Consider the following 16,807-nt stretch of genomic DNA (forward strand, 5'->3'; position numbering starts at 1 on the left):
ACACTGTCTCAGCTAACCATCCACTTTGAAGGTCGACTGGATGGCCACATAGATTTATGAAAACTTGGCTGACACAGAATATTGAACACTCTCGAAAGCAGGCTCGAAAGCTTCGTTGCTATGGGTTCTGCTTGCTGCTGCGTTTATAGCAGGCGCTCTGTATATCGGCTATAAAATAATAGAATCGTCTAGCCTTGATATTTCTCACGTAATTGCACGCCTATCGTTAATACCTGTACTATTAACTGGAGCTTGGTTCGCTGCAAACCGATACATATTTCAAAAGAATTTGGCCGAAGATTACGATTACAAACAAGTTCTTATGTCTTCCCATGTAGCTTTTTCACGACAACTAAAAGAGGACAAAGGCTCTGACGAATACTATCAGGACTACATCAAGGGCTTTTTGCGCGAAATTTATCAACACCCAGTAAAGTCTAATGGTATAGAACGCAACGAGCTGAACGAATCAAAGGATAAAAAACCAGTAGAGAATGACCCCACTAGCGATAGACTTCTGTCGCGTATAAAAGAGCTCGAACGTGAGCTAGATCAAAAAACGGTACTTATGAGAAAAGTTGAAAGTCAGATCTACGAATTAAACTCTAAACTAACTTCAGTCTCAGAACCCTAATGGTAATATAAGTAGCACTTTATACGCATTCGCAACTTGCAAGCTAAAAGGATTGCTAAGGGTCAGGGTCAGGGTCAGGGTCACTCCATTCGACTCGATCCGGATCAATCCGTCTAGTAGGTATGGCAAAAAAGGTATTCTGATCTCGTTGGATACGATAATGCCAACCTAACTGCATCATGTTCCCTGAAGAATCAATGAACCGATGCACACGGTATTGTTTTCTTATACCAGTAAAGGACACGGTCAACGTGGTCGTCCAATCTAGTGCACGCTCTGGTTTTTCTATCGACTCTACAATTCCAACTTTATTGGACATTTCAATCGCCCCATAATAATGAGTACTGCCAAAGTCTGCCCGCATTTTTACCTCATTCCCTACTTTTATAACAACGGCTTCAGGCTCAAGATCAAATGCTCTTTTAGTGCCACAAAATTTTGTGTAGTTAATCTTTGAAGCCCACTTCCCCCCAACCTTTCTTGATTTATCTTCTCCATATATTGATATAACTGATGCTTTACAGTTGCCGACTACGTTTAACCTTAAAACAAACCTTGATGTTTCATCACCTAGAATTAGCAAGTATTTATTTCCAGGCTCCAATGCGACACCATTCGCATCCCGCACTTTATGAATTGCCATATAACGTTCAGAGCCTTTACGTTTTAAGCGAACGCTCAGTCCGTTTTTATAAGCAAACCCTGTAACTTTCCAACGGCTAAAATCGGATAGGGAGACCCTATCTCCAATTTTAAGCCTAAACTCTTGCTTACCAGATACTTGCAATATTTTAGCTCGGACAACAGTTGGGTATGATGATTGTATGTTAGTTGTAATAATTTAAATTTACAGCCCTACAGCCAGAATTTATCTGACTTTTAGAATTCAAAAACCAGCAGTTTTGCACCGACTTGGTTCATTTTGATCCGAAGTTCTTGTCCACCCCTTGCAAAGTTTTATATATCTCGCTCCGTGTTCGGTTTATCACGGTTAGAGTAAATGAAATACGCTCAATTCACAGTTAAACACGTCAAAGGCCTAGAACCTCGCTCAAAGAAATATGAAGAGTGGGAAACATCGTCGCAACGTAACACCGGGCGACTGGGGGTTGTTGTTTACCCTAGCGGAACCAAAACGTTTGTATTCCGCTATTACGTTAGTGGAAAGCGCAGCTATATCACGCTTGGTGCATTCCCTGATCTTTCATTAACAAAGGCCCGTGCAAAGGCTAACCTGCTATCTCAGTCGGTAGCAAACGGGGTTGATCCTAAAACCTTGGGACCAACGGCCATTTCAGCAAAAGCGAAAAGTGTCACTACCGGAACTTTTGGCGAATTAATTGAATACTATGTAAGCGACATGCGCCGTAAAGGAAGGCGCACAGCGGACGAAGTAAAAGCAGACCTTGAACGCAATGCCCTGCAGATTATTCCTGCGGGCCAGCCTGCGAACCAGGTATCGCCAGAACAAATAAAGCGAGTGCTCGCGGTAATGATACGCCGTGGCGCTGTCGCTCACTCCAACCGCGTTAGAGCTTATCTACATGCTGCATTTTCAGCGGGGCTGAAGCACGACAACAACCCAGCGGATCAAAGTTCGTCGTTTTTATTTCGTTTAGAAAAGAACCCCGTAGCTATCATCCCAACGCAGCGTCATGCTGAAATTCCCCGCGATCGGTTATTAACCGAAAATGAACTCGAAAAAGTTTTCGAAGCGGTTAACGACTCGCAGAAAAACGGTGTCAGTGCAGATTTCAGACTGCTCATTAAGGTTCACCTTTACTCTGCTGGGCAGAGGCCTTTCGAGATCATCAACTCTAAATGGAGTGACATAGACTTTGAAACTGGTGATTGGCTAATGCGCGGTGATATTACGAAAAATGGCCGGGACCACATTATTCCACTCATCCAGCCACTAACAAATTACTTAGAGCAACTCAAAAGCTTTGCAGGGGTCAGTGATTTAGTTATGCCGAAACGAAATATTTTTACCGAAGCAGCCCCTTCGAGCAGCTTGGCGCACGCTTACAAAAAAATTCAGAAGCGTTACGGCATTGCAGACTTCCAGCCTCGCGACCTTCGGCGTACCGCAAAAACATTAATGCTACGCCACAAAATGGGAACCGAAAATCATTTGAATCGGCTGCACAACCACGCTTTCTCGGACGTATCTAACCGGCACTACAACCGATACGACTACCGAGACGAAAAGCTCGAGATATTAGAGCGTTGGTCTGAGCTACTCGATGAGTTGGGAGGTGCTCAATGACTAAATTCCGTCTGCATTAAACGATAAAAGTAACGATATTGAGTTGCCGTACACATGTTTACGAAGAATAAATTTAATTATTTTGGTCGTTTTGAACCGATGTCGGATCAAAACGGATCAAGTCGGTTACTCAGGCTATTGACTCTCAAGATCCTCACTGATCAAATTTACAGTGTTTTGTAATCACACGCTAAAGAGAGAGAAACATGACAGTTATTAACTTTGAGATTAAAAACCGCCGACTTATTTCAGCGTTATTGGTTAAGTCGCGCATTATTCAATATATGTTTAACGACAAGTCAATTAATGCAGTTGCGTTCGCACAAGGCTGGTGGCAGGCACAGCTTGCACAGCAAAGCGAAGTCCCTTCAACACTGGAATTTCCATCGTTGGCTATTGATTTGTACAAACATTTTAAGCGGAGCCATGAGTTCGATACAGCTAAGTACGAGCTGTCAGAAGCTGGCATTCTCCACCGTTTACGTTACCCGAGATCTTTCCCAGGAACCATCACACCAGAAGTTTACGAGGAGTTTTGTATGAAACCACGACTTGAAGAAGCTTACATTTTTAAACGCCACCAAATTGTTCTGAGCGATGATGAACAAGTGATGGCAGATAAGATTGCCCGCTGTTTGTGTAAAACATACATGGAGTTAGACAGTGACGATGCAGTGATGCTGGTCGGGGACGGGCATGAGAAGAACAACCGCGAAGCAATAAAAACCTGGGTACGTAAAGCCTTGTTTTTCTATGGCCTTCCATTCAACTCTTCTTCAACTGAATTTCTTCAAAAAAAGTTAGATGAGGTTTGGATTACCTGGGAGAACCCGCTTTGGGCGTTTGAGAATAAGGAGTTTGCACAATGAATCTGCACAAGTTTTTAGCATCTACTGATAACGATCTAGACGTCGACGACTTGAGTTTTCTAAACAATATTGGGAATCCTAGTCGCTACTCAGCGCTTTTTCATAGGGCAATCGAACTGCGGCAGGTGCACCAAAATGAGCTAGCGAAACGAAAAAATAAGGCTGTAACCAAGTATTCGTTTGATATCTTACCTTTTTCGACCAAGGCCGGCAAAGCGTTGTTCACACTGCTCGTTAGAGAAATTATTGCTGCGCGTGATCCCGAAAGAGACGTTAAAAACTTTAAAGTCGTTTTCGCTGATGATGTTATTGATGCTGACCGAGAAGTCTTTAAAAACTATTTCAAACAGTATGATCGTTACCCGATCGTTGTGGTTTTTCTAACCACTGTTGTTACGACGACAATTCGCCATTTGCGTAATGTTAAAGACATCACCGACATTATTCCGGCATACGCTCGCAAGCTCGCTCTCGCCATGTCAGAGGTACCAGTATACCCTCTCGAAGAGCCCTCATTTGTTAGTTTAGAGCGTGTCCAGAGTGGTGTGAGAGACGACGGTAGCGCCAAGATACGGTTTAATGTCACCTCCGAATTTAGTGATGGTAGCGTTGTTATTAACAAATATGTAAATAAGAACGTAAAAAGCCCATTCCCTAAAAAATTCTCAGTTAGAACCGCAAGCGTCGATCGCTTTCGAGAGTATGGGGTCGTGTATGTCTACAGGGTCATGTTTGAGTCCACTACTGGGCCAGTGTTTATTTATAAAACCGGCAAAACAAAGGTCGTATTAAATTGCCGAGATCAAGAATCTGTCAATAATGCATTAAAACGCGCAGCTCGAAAGCGTGCACTTAGCTACAGTCATAATATTATTCATAGGGCAAGGAGTGTTGACCTTGTGTTCTATTACATCTGCTCGTCAGAGCATGCTGCATTCCGGCTTGAGCAACGTATTCTTAATCGAACTCGTGCTTTGGATATCGAACACTATTCAGAATATCAGCAGTTTGTACATAACAAACGTCGTCTGAGAGAATATCGTGTTGCAGAAGGTAATGCTCGTTTTGACTTCTTTACGTACATTCGCGACGCCGAGCATGAAGTTGAAGTCAAACAATTCGAAGATTTATCATCCAGTCCACTTCGCTTACTCTCGTCACCATCGGAAAGCGCATAATTTTTCTATAGCTATGTCACAAAAGCTTTTTGTGACATAGCCCTGCATCTTTTCCATCGACCAGCCCAAACTAAGTATAACCATCTGATACTTAAGACGATCTCGCTAAGAATTTTGTTGATAACAACCGAATTCGGTCAAAAATTAATTAAGTGTGCAGAACAGACATGCCGAATTCGGCCGGTCTGTTCAAAATGCGATGCTTTTTTGCAGCGATAATAGTTCTCGAACGAAATCGGTTCGCACTTTAATTTTTTGATTCATTTAAAGGTATATTAAAATGAAAAATACCAGTGAAATCCTGGAACACCCTGCTCTTGCGCATACTTTACTAACTACCGTTTTGATCAGCAAAAAACAAATAGTCACCACTTTCAATGTGCCCGCCAGCACATGGTACGACTGGTACCGAACGGGCTTCGCTCCAGCCCCGGTATTACAACGGGACGGCTGTCACCGAAAATGGCGACTAATTGATGTGATCAACTTTTTCGCGTCACTACACAGTTCAGATAACAACCGAAAAGGGTACGCTAACTGCAAATAGGAGATAGCTATGTATAAAGCATTCTTAACGATTGAGGACCTTAGCTGCCTGTTTAACCGTGAAGAACGCGTCATTCGCAACTGGATAGCAGCAAAGGCTTTTCCTGAGGGAGTGAAAGTACCTATGACAAGCGGAGAGTTCTGGCATATCGATACGATAAATAATTATTTTAGATTTCCTGTTTATCGTCATCCTGTTCCGGCAGAACATCGCTCCAAGGGGAAGTTCTCTTGAGAATAAAGTTTACGAAAAGCCATCCGCCCGGGTGGCTTTTTGCTATTACGGCTCTTAAATAATTTTGATCTTAAACAACGGGACTGGTCGCTCGTTAAAGCTAACTACCGCTCTAACTACCGCTTTTTTAAATGACACTTTACTTTTCACGACTTAAATAATAGCTAAGTCTTTGAAAAGTATGGTGGCCCCTCGCAGATTTGAACTGCGGACCAACCGATTATGAGTCGGGTGCTCTAACCACTGAGCTAAGGGGCCATTTCTGGTTGGAATGCTTGAAAGCGGCGCAGATTATACGAACTTTTTACCCTTTTGTCATGGGTATCAGCACGTTAAATCGCGATGTTTTTTCAAGTTTTTCGTAATTTATGTCGCCGCCCTGACTTTTTATTGCGTCTTTGATCACTTTTAAGCCAACGCCGTAAGCGTCCGGGTTTACGTCATCGGTTTCGAACATAGCTCCTAAGTTTTTCTTGGCTACGCCGTTACTTTCGTCGCACACGGACACATTCACAAAGTTGCCTTCGATATTTGCCTGTATCAGCACTTCGGAGTTCACCGGTATAAACCTCACGACATGCCGAAGCAGGAAGTCAAAAACAAAACGAAACACTAATGGGCTTATCGTGACACGAATATTATCGTCGACAATAGAAGTTACGGTAATGTTCTTCTCACCTGAAAAGCTTTCATGATAATCCGCAATATCCTGCAGCCAGGCCTCTAACTCGAGGTCGCTTTTATCAAGCCCCTGCATATCTGGCGACAGCTGTGAGAAGGCTTCAAACAAGCTCACAAGCTCTTGTACTTTAGATTTCAATTCAGCGCTATCACTGTCCCTTAACCGTTTCTCGATATTTTCCAAATTACTCAAAGCTAATGCCGCCATTGAACGTGCCATGCGACCGGCTAAGGTTTTTTCAGAGGCAAGGCGAAGCTTGTCAGCTTCTTTCTCGAGTTCTCGCTCAGCAGCCTGTACTTGCTGGCGTGCTTGATACAACAAAAGAAGGAAAGGCTGTATTTCACCTATTTCAGAGGTCACAGAAACGGCTTTACTAGTATCTTCAGCGTCATTCACAATGCGATCACGCTCTTTGTGCCAACGCCGATTAAACGCTGACTCTCGCACAATAATGGCAACACCAATTAATGCCAGCAACACAAATAGCACGCTTGCAGTGACACTAAAATAATTCTGTACCGGCTGTATGGGATGACTAAGCCATATGGCAAGCCCAGCGTGCTGTTTTTCCGGACATGCCACCACGACACGTATAGGCAGCTGCTCAGTGACATTTGCAGCAGCTTTATTATCAGCAATTGCCTTTCGGGCTGCGGAGCTTATAGCCAGTTGGACAGCTCCGGCTAACTGGCTGTCTTGCGAGTTACCACGTGAAGAGGCTACCGCGTAGCCCATGAATCCATTTTCAATGTGCCAAAAGCCGCCAAGCGTGTGTTCCTTATTGCGAATAGACTCGCTAATAGCCTGATACAAAAGCTCGGGGTTACTAACCGCTTGCTGCTTACTTTCAGAAGAGGGATAGAGGTTACTAACAGTTCGCTGAACAGCCGCGCAGGTTTGCTCAAGGCTGCTTGTCGTTCGACTGATTAACTGACCGGATGACTGCCAATAAGTCAGCAGCAGACCACCTATCGCTATCGCAATAATAGCGATAGCGAACCAGCGATTAGTGCGGGTGTGGCTTGCGAGTGACTGCACGTTGCGTCACTCGCTCTTATTAAGGAAGTTGGTAGAAGTCGCGTGCATTTTGATAAAATACTTTATCAACAGCATCTGCACCACCGTCGGCACTTTCCAACGCATTCACAATGGTTGTAATGTCCGAAGGCTCAAACGAACGGTTACTGCGAGTACCTGGTAAGTCGGTGCCAAACATTAAAGCATCTGGGTTAGTTTTATATAGCGCTTTAACAGCATCAGCCACATTGACTTCTGTGCGACCAAAACCACTGGCTTTAATTCTTACGCCACCTTCGGCTAAACGACGCACTTGCGACAAGCCCGACTTAGCCATACCTAAGTGGTCAACGCTAAGTTTTGGGAGCTTCAGCAGCGTAGGCACCATGTCGTCAAGCTCGCGGCTGTCGACGTAAATTTCCAAATGCCAACCCGCTAAGTCCCAAATACGCTTACCAAATTCAACAATACCTTCAATGTCGCGGTGAACACCGCGCTTCAGGTTCACACGAACGCCACGAATGCGGTGTTCGTTCAGTTGCTGAATCTTTTCATCACTCACAGAGCCTGGTAGTTGGGTCACGCCTACAAAGTTGTCACCCAAATTTTCCAGTGCGGCTTTCAAATAACGCTGCTCAAAGCCCTGGAATGAACCCGACACAATAACACCGCCTTCAATAGGCAGGCCACGTGTTAAATTCCGATAATCATCAATATAAAAAGGCTCAGGGATATGACCTTGGTTTTCAATTAGCGGAAACTCGTCATCGTAAATATGCAAATGCGAGTCAATAATACGTTTCGGCCAATTGTCACGGTTATTACCCATGCTGCCTCCTGTGTCAGAGAATATCTTACTCATCCAAGAACGATTTCAGCTGCTCAGAGCGGCTTGGATGACGAAGCTTTCTTAATGCTTTGGCTTCAATTTGACGAATTCGTTCACGAGTTACATCAAACTGTTTACCAACTTCTTCCAAAGTATGGTCAGTATTCATATCAATACCAAAACGCATACGCAAGACTTTCGCTTCTCGAGCGGTAAGGCCGCCGAGCACTTCGCGCACTGAGTTACGCAAGCTTTCAGAGGTCGCCGAGTCGATAGGCAGATCCAGCGTATTGTCTTCTATGAAGTCACCCAAGTGCGAATCTTCGTCATCGCCAATAGGGGTTTCCATTGAAATCGGCTCTTTCGCAATTTTGAGAACTTTGCGAATTTTGTCTTCCGGCATCATCATGCGCTCAGCCAGTTCTTCCGGCTGCGGCTCTCGGCCCATTTCCTGCAACATTTGACGCGAAATACGGTTCAATTTATTGATGGTTTCAATCATGTGAACCGGGATACGAATCGTACGAGCCTGGTCCGCAATTGAACGAGTAATTGCCTGGCGGATCCACCACGTAGCATAGGTAGAGAACTTGTAACCACGGCGATATTCGAACTTATCCACCGCTTTCATCAAGCCGATGTTACCTTCCTGAATTAAGTCCAGGAATTGCAGGCCTCGGTTGGTGTATTTCTTCGCAATTGAAATAACCAAACGCAGGTTGGCTTCCACCATCTCTTTTTTCGCACGGCGGGCTTTCGCCTCACCAATAGACATACGGCGGTTAATTTCTTTAACTTTACCGATGGTTAAGCCGGTCTCTTTCTCAACGTCGACCAACTTATTCACGCAACGCTCAATTTCGTCGCGTGTTTCTTTCATTGTACTTGCGTAGCTCTCGCCTGAGTTAATTTGCGCATCAACCCACGCCATGCTGTTTTCATTACTTGCGAAAGCCTTCATGAAATCGCGCTTAGACATACCGCCTTGTTCAACGCTTAATTTCATAATAATACGTTCTTGCACGCGCACACGCTGCATCATTGAACGCATGTCTTTAACTAGACGGTCAAACTGCTTTGGTACCAGACGGAACTGTTTAAACAGATCGCTTAGTTTGTCAATTTCAACGCGGGCATCGGCACCATCACGACCATGCTTGGCAATTGCCTGGCGAGTCGCTTCGTATTGTTCACGCAGCTCGGTGAATTTAGCACGAGCGAATTCAGGGTCGATACCAGTATCTGACTCTTCTTCTTCGTCATCGTCTGCATCGTCGTCTTCGTCTTCCAGCTCTTCTTCTGGCAGTTCAGAACCAACGTGAGTAGCAGCAACAGGCGCTTCATCGACCTCTTCCGGGTCGATAAAACCAGAGATAATATCGGTTAAGCGTAACTCTTCCGCTTCGTAAGAGTCCCACTGATCCAATAAGAAATTAATGGCTTCAGGGTATTCCGCCACAGAGCACTGAACTTGGTTAATACCTTCTTCAATGCGCTTGGCAATATCAATTTCGCCTTCACGAGTCAGCAGTTCAACAGTACCCATTTCACGCATATACATACGCACTGGGTCAGTTGTTCGGCCTATTTCGCTGTCGACCGACGCTAGGGCTTGAGCAGCTTCTTCCGCAGCATCTTCGTCTGCTGCGCTCTCGGCCATCATCAAGTCATCGGCGTCCGGCGCACTCTCAAAGACACGGATGCCCATGTCGTTGATCATGCGAATAATATCTTCAACCTGATCGGAATCTACAATTTCTTGAGGTAAATGGTCATTAACCTCAGCAAAAGTTAAAAAACCTTGCTCTTTGCCTTTCGCAATAAGTACTTTCAGTTGCGATTGCCGACTCTGCTGCATACAGACGTTCCACCCATGACTGTGAATGTAGAATACCCAAAATGACCAGACAGTATAACAGAATTCAGTCTTTTAAGCTAGAAAAGGCTGACTAGCGAGTGTTATTTCGCCTTGTTTAAGTACTGTATAATTGTCTGGTATTCTTGGCGCTCTACCTTAGTTAATGCGCCCTCTTGCGATTTTTTCAAGAGTGCGTTTGCTCTTTGTTCGAAATACTGGTCTATCAAATAAATAAAAATATCAGAGAATTCCTGCTCAATGTTTTCTTCATCGAGCTGATGATTCCAAAGCGCTAGCTTTTGCAGAGCTGAGTAATAGGCACTGTCGCGCGAGCTCTCAAGTACCTGCGCTGTTGTCATTGGCTTATTCGCGCATTGTTTGTGAAGTTCAATGAACAGCTCAACGCCATTTAGCTGAAGTGCCCGCAGTTCTTCCTTAACCGCTATTTTAGTGCCAAGCTGCGGGTATTGAAGCAGTAAAGATATCGCCTTTCTAATTGGCGTCATCTTTATTGACTCGGACTTAGGCCGCTTCTGATTAGGCTTGTCAAAATGTCGCTCTAACTGAGACGTTTCACGTCGAAGTATTTCAGCTAACCGTTGCATTAAAGCATCGCGGTAGTACCCACTGGCTATTTTCTCAATCAGTGGCTTTGCTGTACTGAGTAGCTGTGAGCGGCCGGCATCAGTACTAACGTCGATACCTTCCTGCAAGTGTTCAAAAAAGTATTCAGTGAAAGGCTTCGCTTGAGTTAATGCCTGTTCAAACGCTTCTTTGCCTTTATCCCTGACAACGGAGTCCGGGTCTTCACCTTCTGGCAGAAATAAAAAGGCCATATCAAGACCATCTTTTAATAAAGGTAGCGCATTTTCCAGCGCTCGCCAGGCGGCATCTCGACCCGCTCGGTCTCCGTCATAACAACAGACAACACGCGGTGAAGTTCTGAATAAACGCTGTAGCTGTTCAGTTGTCGTTGCCGTACCCAGCGATGCAACGGCATAGTCAATACCAGCCTGAGACAACGCAACGACATCCATATAACCTTCAACAACTACCACTTGATCTGGTCGGCGCACAGCTTGCTGCATATGCCAGTAACCGTAGAGCTCACTACCTTTATGAAACAAACGCGTTTCCGGTGAGTTCAAATACTTTGGTCCGTCACCTTCAATGATTCGTCCACCAAAGCCGACAACCCGCCCGCGCCGATCGTGGATGGGAAACATAACCCGGTCACGGAAAAAGTCATAATGACGACCTTTATCGTTACGGTTAATGAGCTTCAGTTCGAGCAACTGTTGGCGCTGCTTAGCACCTTGCCCGAAGGTTTTTAGCAAGCTGTCCCAGTCGTCCGGGGCATAGCCTATCTGAAAGCGCTTAACCGTTTCGCCGCTCAGACCACGCTTTTTCAGGTAGTTAATAACTTGCTCCGAACGCGCATGATGCTTTAACTGATGCTGATAAAACCGTGCCGCCTGATTCATTATCGCGACATCGTCCTGAGTTTGCTGTTGCTTCTTCTGCGCCGCTTGCGGGTTTTCCGGTTCTTCTCTGGGTACCTGCACCCCAAACAAACCTGCCAATTCTTCGACCGCGTCCGGAAACTGAAGGCCATCGAACTCCATAAGAAAGTCGATAGCGTTACCATGAGCGCCGCACCCAAAGCAGTGATAAAACTGCTTGTCTTGGCTGACTGTAAAGGAAGGCGATTTTTCGTTATGGAAAGGACAACATGCCTGATGGTTCTTGCCGGCTTTTTTTAGCGGCACACGACTGTCAACGACTTCAACAATGTCTGCTCTTTCGAGTAAATCATGAATAAAGCTTTTAGGGATCAAGCCTGCCATTGCCGTCTCAGTTTCAAGGTTAAAGAATCAACAGAAACACGAAAGCCGCGACAACAAGTCACGGCTTCCAGCACTTTACGAAAAAGTGAACACTCAAATTGTCGTTAAACGCTCTTAGTATAAACGAGTACGACGAGCGTTTTCACGAGCCAGCTTTTTAGCGTGACGTTTTACGGCCGCGGCTTTCTTGCGCTTGCGCTCTGCAGTAGGCTTTTCGTAGTGTTCACGACGACGAACTTCTGACAGAACACCTGCTTTTTCACAAGAGCGCTTGAAACGACGCAAAGCTACGTCAAACGGCTCGTTTTCTTTCACTTTTACGACTGGCATTAAAACATCACCTCGGATAAATTATCTATTTGATTAAAAATTAGCCGCTACTGGCTTAAATTGGTGCTGAATTGTACCGACTAAGATTCGGCTTGTAAAGTGTTATCCAATGTTTCAAAACCAATATCGTTGTCACTCAATAATGCCTTAACTTCCGACGATGCCATCAGCAGTTTTCCCAGCAAATTCTGGAACTCGTCAGGCTTATTTTTAAACGCTAACCCAAACTGCCATACCCCTGGTCCAACAATATCCAAACTTTTTACATGGAAAAGCCCAAGTGACAAATCGTTACCCGGTTCAGTCACTGTTACGCTGGCTTGTAACCCGTCTTCGCCCTCCAGAGAAACCGGTTGAGTCCCTCGATATTGGAAACCAATACCTTTTCCCGATACATCGACAACGGTACCGCTTAATGGATTACCGTTACCCTCTGCATGATGCAGTTGAAGTTCTGCGCTACAGTTAACCGGAATGCGAGGAGATGTGCGTAAAGGCTGAATGTTCGCTTCTCGAGGATAACTCACAAACAATAACTTTTGCGGAAACTGTGTCATGCTGAGTAAATCGACCGTTCCTGTTATTTGCTCACCCGATGCAGCCACTGTGGTAAACGCAAATGTTTTATTCGCTTTTAACTGGGGCAATACATCCTGCCAACGATACTGGCGGGACAATTCAAGAATCAAGTAGTCGGGGTATTGTTGGCCAACCAGCGTGATGTTCAATGTCTGGTAACCACCGTTTGACTGTAATGAAATTTGAGCAGGCTGCCGAAACCGGTTGTTCGCCAAAACACCTATGCCATTCTGCATTAGTGCTGTCCTTTTTTATTATTATTTTATTAACCATTCATAATAGCGAATATCTGCTACTTTTTAAGTAAATACTCGATATTTATCAGTCGATGTCAATTGACGTCAGTTGTTATAAGGAAGGCTTTCGTTAGCTTGGATCCTGTTGTTTACCGACTATGCTCGCTAGACTCTGAATTAGCTAGACAGTAAGGATGCGAACTTGGCTATTAGTTATTCCAGAGACACATTCCCATACCCGATACCCGAACGTTACCAATGCGAAGGCCTGCTTGGTTACGGCGGTAGCGGCTTGGTTTATAAAGCTTACGACCAGAGACTTCAGCGTACCGTGGCCGTGAAGTTCGCTCGCTCTCCCTCGTTAGTCAGTCGTAACCGTTTGGTTCGCGAAGCTCGCTTACTGTCTCAGGTTTCACACCCTTCATTATGTCGCGTTTATGACATTGGTGAGCCAGAAGTCACCTCTTCATCTTTATTCCTTGTCATGGAGTATGTTGAAGGGACCAGGCTCGATAAACTCAATAAGCACTTATCAGTTAACGATGCGGTTGAAATTACCTATCAACTTGCCAATGCTTTAAGCGCACTACACAAGTCGGGGTACGCTCATAATGATGTGAAAGGACATAACATCATTTTGTCGAAACAGAAGCAGTCCGATGTGCCTGTATTGGTTGATTTAAGTATCGCTGAAAACGTTTCGAGAGAGTCTCAGCAACAAGATATCTATCAGGTTGGTGAATTACTGCTACTTCTTCTTGCCAGCATGACCCCTGATGTATTTTTAATGCAACCTGTAGCCGATAAGCGCCGATTGCCATCAGGGCTAGCGGACATTATTAAGAAAGCACTTGCCGTCGACTCTTATGAATCATTTACTGACATGTCGGAACTGGCTAATACGCTAGCTAAATGGCGAGCTAAATCTTACAAGCAACGAAGACGCCTGGGCTGGGCAACGGCATTGACCGCCTCCACCCTAATACTAGGAGGGCTGGCTCTTACCGCTTTCAATAAACTCGACACTTACGAAAGCATATACAGTGCCCCGGTTCATCAACATTCGCACGGGCAAGTATTTGCTCATTATACTGAGCACTTAATTGAAGACGGCAACTTGGGCGAGGCCCAGGAGACTGCCGAGCTAGCACTATCACATTTCGACAATGCAATTAGTGAGCATGGTGATGATTTGACGCATCACCGTGAACGCATTGAGTTCCTGCTCGGGCTTGAGCCCATTTTTTCGGATACCGAGTACACCACCCGGCTATTGAACGCTCTAAATAATATGGGCGCTCCAGCTAAATATTCCAGACCAGATGCCGCGTATCACGTCCAAGCCAAAGCTTATCTGGCACTCGCTAGAGTGAACAAAAAACAGGAGCATTTAAGAGCCCGCTGGGTTGAACAGGCCTGGGCAGCGCTGAGTTCAGCACAGGAGCTTTCCTCTGCTGAACATTACTTGCCTACCCAGAAAATGCTTGAGAAGTTTCAGTCCAGCGGCGGAACTGACTGACCGCGCTGCTGATAAAACGCCTCGACAAACTTGTCGAATGTATCGTTATCTAACGCATCGCGCATATCACTCATGACCTTTTGATAAAAACGTAGGTTATGGATAGTGTTTAAACGCCCACCCAACATTTCATTGGTTTTGTCTAAGTGATGTAAGTACGCCCGAGAGTAATTTTTACAAGTGTAGCAGTCACAGTTTTCATCCAACGGGCCGGTATCGGTTCTGTGCACCGCGTTACGTATTTTTACCACGCCGGAACTGATAAACAGGTGACCGTTACGCGCATTACGGGTTGGCATGACACAGTCAAACATGTCAATACCACGGCGCACGGCTTCAACCAAGTCTTCCGGTTTGCCCACACCCATTAAGTAGCGTGGCTTTTGCTCCGGCATTTTGGGCGCCGTGTGCTCTAAAATGCGCATCATGTCTTCTTTGGGCTCGCCTACCGACAAGCCGCCTATCGCGTAGCCGTCAAACTCAATGTCAGTTAAGCCTTTCAAGGAAATGTCGCGCAGCTCTTCGTACATACCGCCCTGAATAATACCAAAAAGCGCTGACTTATTTCCTTCGTGCGCTTTTTTAGAACGCTCAGCCCAGCGCAGAGACAACTCCATAGAGCTACGAGCTTCCGCTTGAGTCGCCGGATATGGCGTACACTCGTCAAAAATCATGACAATGTCAGACCCAAGCTCGCGCTGAACCTGCATCGATTTTTCTGGCGTCAGTAAAATCTTCTCACCGTTAATTGGCGAACGGAAGGTCACACCTTCTTCGGTAATTTTTCTCAGCTCACCAAGACTAAATACCTGAAAGCCGCCCGAGTCCGTCAGAATGGGCTTATCCCAGTTCATAAAGTCATGCAGGTCGCCATGCTGCTGAATAATTTGCGTGCCCGGGCGAAGCATTAGGTGGAAAGTATTCCCCAGACAAATCTGAGCCCCGGTGTCTTTGACCTCTTCCGGGGTCATTCCCTTAACGGTCCCCAGTGTCCCAACGGGCATGAAAGCAGGTGTTTCTACGGTGCCACGCTCAAACTGCATGCGTCCACGGCGGGCACGACCACTGGTTTTATCAAGTTCAAATTTCATTGTCATAATGTATCACTTCAAAAATTGTCTGTTTATCGCTGCAACAACATTGCATCGCCGTAGCTAAAGAATCGGTATTTTTCATTAATGGCTTGCTGATAAGCGTCCATAATTAAATCACGTCCGGCGAAGGCTGAAACCAGCATAATGAGTGTCGATTCCGGTAAGTGGAAATTCGTTATTAAGCTATCGACCACTTTAAATTCGTAACCGGGATAAATAAAAATATCGGTGTCGTCGAAAAAGGGTTCGATATTGTCACTGTTTGAAGCATTTGCCGCTGACTCCAACGAGCGTACGGAGGTCGTGCCTACTGCCACAACTCGGCCACCATTGGCTTTCGTCTCTTTTATAGCATTGCAGGTTTCTTCACTGACCTTTGCGTACTCGCTATGCATGACGTGATCATTGATATTTTCCACGCGCACCGGCTGGAATGTCCCCGCACCAACATGCAGCGTTACATAAGCAAAGTTAACACCTTTGTTTCTCAGCTTTTCCAGAATATCGTCGTCGAAATGCAACCCCGCGGTTGGCGCTGCGACAGCTCCCGGCTCACGGTTATAAACGGTTTGATAACGTTCTTTGTCGGAGCTTTCATCCGGACGGTCGATGTATGGCGGTAACGGCATGTGACCATATTCTTCAAGAATGTCCAATACGGGTTCTTCATGCTCAAATTTAAGCTCAAATAACGCATCGTGGCGCGCTAACATAGTGACCTTTACAGCACCTTCCAAAAGCAACTCTGCGCCCGCTTTAGGCGAGCGGTTCGAGCGAACATGAGCTAATACCCGGTACTCATCCAGTAGGCGCTCTATCAAAACTTCTACTTTTCCGCCGGATACTTTTTCACCCAGTAGGCGAGCAGGAATAACGCGAGTGTCATTGAATACCAAGAGGTCACCTGAGCTCAGGGTATCAACAATGTCAGTAAACTGTTTGTGCTCTATCGACTTTGACTCGGCATTGACCTGAAGCAGGCGACTAGCACTGCGCTGCTCCTGCGGATAACGAGCGATAAGCTCGTCAGGCAATTCGAACGAGAAGTCACTGACTTTTAAAGAAGACGGGTTATTTTCTGACAT

The 16,807-nt window shown here is 45.5% G+C and carries 15 protein-coding genes and 1 tRNA gene; 6 read left to right on the top strand and 10 right to left on the bottom strand.

Annotated features, from left to right (window positions below; genetic code table 11):
• Positions 1 to 115 precede the first annotated feature (115 nt).
• On the top strand, positions 116 to 634 hold the full coding sequence (locus BLT32_RS08075) for a hypothetical protein (protein ID WP_053953930.1): 519 nt from the start codon (positions 116 to 118) through the stop codon (positions 632 to 634).
• Between the two features lie 55 nt (positions 635 to 689).
• On the opposite strand, the gene BLT32_RS08080 is transcribed toward BLT32_RS08075, so the two are convergent.
• Positions 690 to 1,421, bottom strand: coding sequence for a hypothetical protein (locus tag BLT32_RS08080; protein WP_074668946.1), 732 nt, complete (start codon positions 1,419 to 1,421; stop codon positions 690 to 692).
• A gap of 213 nt (positions 1,422 to 1,634) precedes the next feature.
• On the opposite strand from BLT32_RS08080, the gene BLT32_RS08085 reads away from it, so the two are divergent.
• The 4 genes from BLT32_RS08085 (at position 1,635) to BLT32_RS08100 (ending at position 5,731) form a co-directional block, all read left to right on the top strand.
• Positions 1,635 to 2,903, top strand: a complete 1,269-nt coding sequence (locus BLT32_RS08085) for a tyrosine-type recombinase/integrase (RefSeq protein WP_053953928.1) — start codon at positions 1,635 to 1,637, stop codon at positions 2,901 to 2,903.
• Positions 2,904 to 3,109: 206 nt separating this feature from the next.
• Positions 3,110 to 3,772 carry a hypothetical protein gene (locus BLT32_RS08090; protein ID WP_053953927.1) on the top strand — a complete coding sequence of 221 codons (663 nt, stop codon included), beginning with the start codon at positions 3,110 to 3,112 and terminating at the stop codon, positions 3,770 to 3,772.
• Positions 3,769 to 4,950: a hypothetical protein gene (locus tag BLT32_RS08095; RefSeq protein ID WP_053953926.1), complete on the top strand. Its 1,182-nt coding sequence runs from the start codon at positions 3,769 to 3,771 to the stop codon at positions 4,948 to 4,950. Before BLT32_RS08090 ends, BLT32_RS08095 begins: the two co-directional genes overlap by 4 nt.
• Positions 4,951 to 5,506: 556 nt before the next feature.
• Positions 5,507 to 5,731: a hypothetical protein gene (locus BLT32_RS08100; protein WP_053953924.1), complete on the top strand. Its 225-nt coding sequence runs from the start codon at positions 5,507 to 5,509 to the stop codon at positions 5,729 to 5,731.
• Positions 5,732 to 5,913: 182 nt separating this feature from the next.
• Here BLT32_RS08100 and BLT32_RS08105 read toward each other — a convergent pair.
• The 7 genes from BLT32_RS08105 to BLT32_RS08135 form a co-directional block, all read right to left on the bottom strand.
• Positions 5,914 to 5,989 (bottom strand) — tRNA-Ile (locus BLT32_RS08105).
• Positions 5,990 to 6,035: 46 nt separating this feature from the next.
• Positions 6,036 to 7,451, bottom strand: a complete 1,416-nt coding sequence (locus BLT32_RS08110; RefSeq protein ID WP_053953923.1) for a histidine kinase — start codon at positions 7,449 to 7,451, stop codon at positions 6,036 to 6,038.
• A 19-nt stretch (positions 7,452 to 7,470) separates the two neighbouring features.
• Positions 7,471 to 8,259: an amidohydrolase family protein gene (locus tag BLT32_RS08115; RefSeq protein WP_053953922.1), complete on the bottom strand. Its 789-nt coding sequence runs from the start codon at positions 8,257 to 8,259 to the stop codon at positions 7,471 to 7,473.
• 25 nt (positions 8,260 to 8,284) lie between these two features.
• On the bottom strand, positions 8,285 to 10,117 hold the full coding sequence (gene rpoD, locus BLT32_RS08120; protein WP_053953921.1) for an RNA polymerase sigma factor RpoD: 1,833 nt from the start codon (positions 10,115 to 10,117) through the stop codon (positions 8,285 to 8,287).
• A 101-nt stretch (positions 10,118 to 10,218) separates the two neighbouring features.
• Complete coding sequence (dnaG, locus tag BLT32_RS08125) at positions 10,219 to 11,964, bottom strand: DNA primase (protein WP_053953920.1); 1,746 nt, start codon at positions 11,962 to 11,964, stop codon at positions 10,219 to 10,221.
• 114 nt (positions 11,965 to 12,078) lie between these two features.
• A complete protein-coding gene (gene rpsU, locus BLT32_RS08130; protein ID WP_006954239.1) occupies positions 12,079 to 12,294 on the bottom strand; it encodes a 30S ribosomal protein S21 in 216 nt (71 codons plus the stop codon).
• A gap of 80 nt (positions 12,295 to 12,374) precedes the next feature.
• Entirely contained in the window at positions 12,375 to 13,109 is a 735-nt protein-coding gene (locus BLT32_RS08135; RefSeq protein ID WP_053953919.1) for a PilZ domain-containing protein, read from the bottom strand.
• Between the two features lie 202 nt (positions 13,110 to 13,311).
• On the opposite strand from BLT32_RS08135, the gene BLT32_RS08140 reads away from it, so the two are divergent.
• Entirely contained in the window at positions 13,312 to 14,628 is a 1,317-nt protein-coding gene (locus BLT32_RS08140) for a protein kinase domain-containing protein (protein ID WP_053953918.1), read from the top strand.
• On the opposite strand, the gene tgt is transcribed toward BLT32_RS08140, so the two are convergent.
• Positions 14,604 to 15,719, bottom strand: a complete 1,116-nt coding sequence (gene tgt / locus BLT32_RS08145) for a tRNA guanosine(34) transglycosylase Tgt (protein ID WP_053953933.1) — start codon at positions 15,717 to 15,719, stop codon at positions 14,604 to 14,606. The two genes, BLT32_RS08140 and tgt, sit on opposite strands and share 25 nt — an antisense overlap.
• Positions 15,720 to 15,751: 32 nt before the next feature.
• Positions 15,752 to 16,807 (bottom strand): tRNA preQ1(34) S-adenosylmethionine ribosyltransferase-isomerase QueA, encoded by a 1,056-nt coding sequence (gene queA, locus BLT32_RS08150; RefSeq protein ID WP_053953917.1) that lies wholly within the window; start codon positions 16,805 to 16,807, stop codon positions 15,752 to 15,754.

This window comes from Idiomarina zobellii, assembly GCF_900100855.1.
In the GTDB taxonomy this organism is placed as follows: Bacteria; Pseudomonadota; Gammaproteobacteria; order Enterobacterales; family Alteromonadaceae; genus Idiomarina; species Idiomarina zobellii.

Coding starts and splice junctions, on each gene's coding strand:
- BLT32_RS08085 (WP_053953928.1), top strand. CDS start 1,635: ATGAAATACGCTCAATTCACAGTTAAACACGTCAAAGGCCTAGAACCT.
- BLT32_RS08090 (WP_053953927.1), top strand. CDS start 3,110: ATGACAGTTATTAACTTTGAGATTAAAAACCGCCGACTTATTTCAGCG.
- BLT32_RS08095 (WP_053953926.1), top strand. CDS start 3,769: ATGAATCTGCACAAGTTTTTAGCATCTACTGATAACGATCTAGACGTC.
- BLT32_RS08100 (WP_053953924.1), top strand. CDS start 5,507: ATGTATAAAGCATTCTTAACGATTGAGGACCTTAGCTGCCTGTTTAAC.
- BLT32_RS08115 (WP_053953922.1), bottom strand. CDS start 8,259: ATGGGTAATAACCGTGACAATTGGCCGAAACGTATTATTGACTCGCAT.
- rpoD (WP_053953921.1), bottom strand. CDS start 10,117: ATGCAGCAGAGTCGGCAATCGCAACTGAAAGTACTTATTGCGAAAGGC.
- dnaG (WP_053953920.1), bottom strand. CDS start 11,964: ATGGCAGGCTTGATCCCTAAAAGCTTTATTCATGATTTACTCGAAAGA.
- rpsU (WP_006954239.1), bottom strand. CDS start 12,294: ATGCCAGTCGTAAAAGTGAAAGAAAACGAGCCGTTTGACGTAGCTTTG.
- BLT32_RS08135 (WP_053953919.1), bottom strand. CDS start 13,109: ATGCAGAATGGCATAGGTGTTTTGGCGAACAACCGGTTTCGGCAGCCT.
- tgt (WP_053953933.1), bottom strand. CDS start 15,719: ATGAAATTTGAACTTGATAAAACCAGTGGTCGTGCCCGCCGTGGACGC.
- queA (WP_053953917.1), bottom strand. CDS start 16,807: ATGTCAGAAAATAACCCGTCTTCTTTAAAAGTCAGTGACTTCTCGTTC.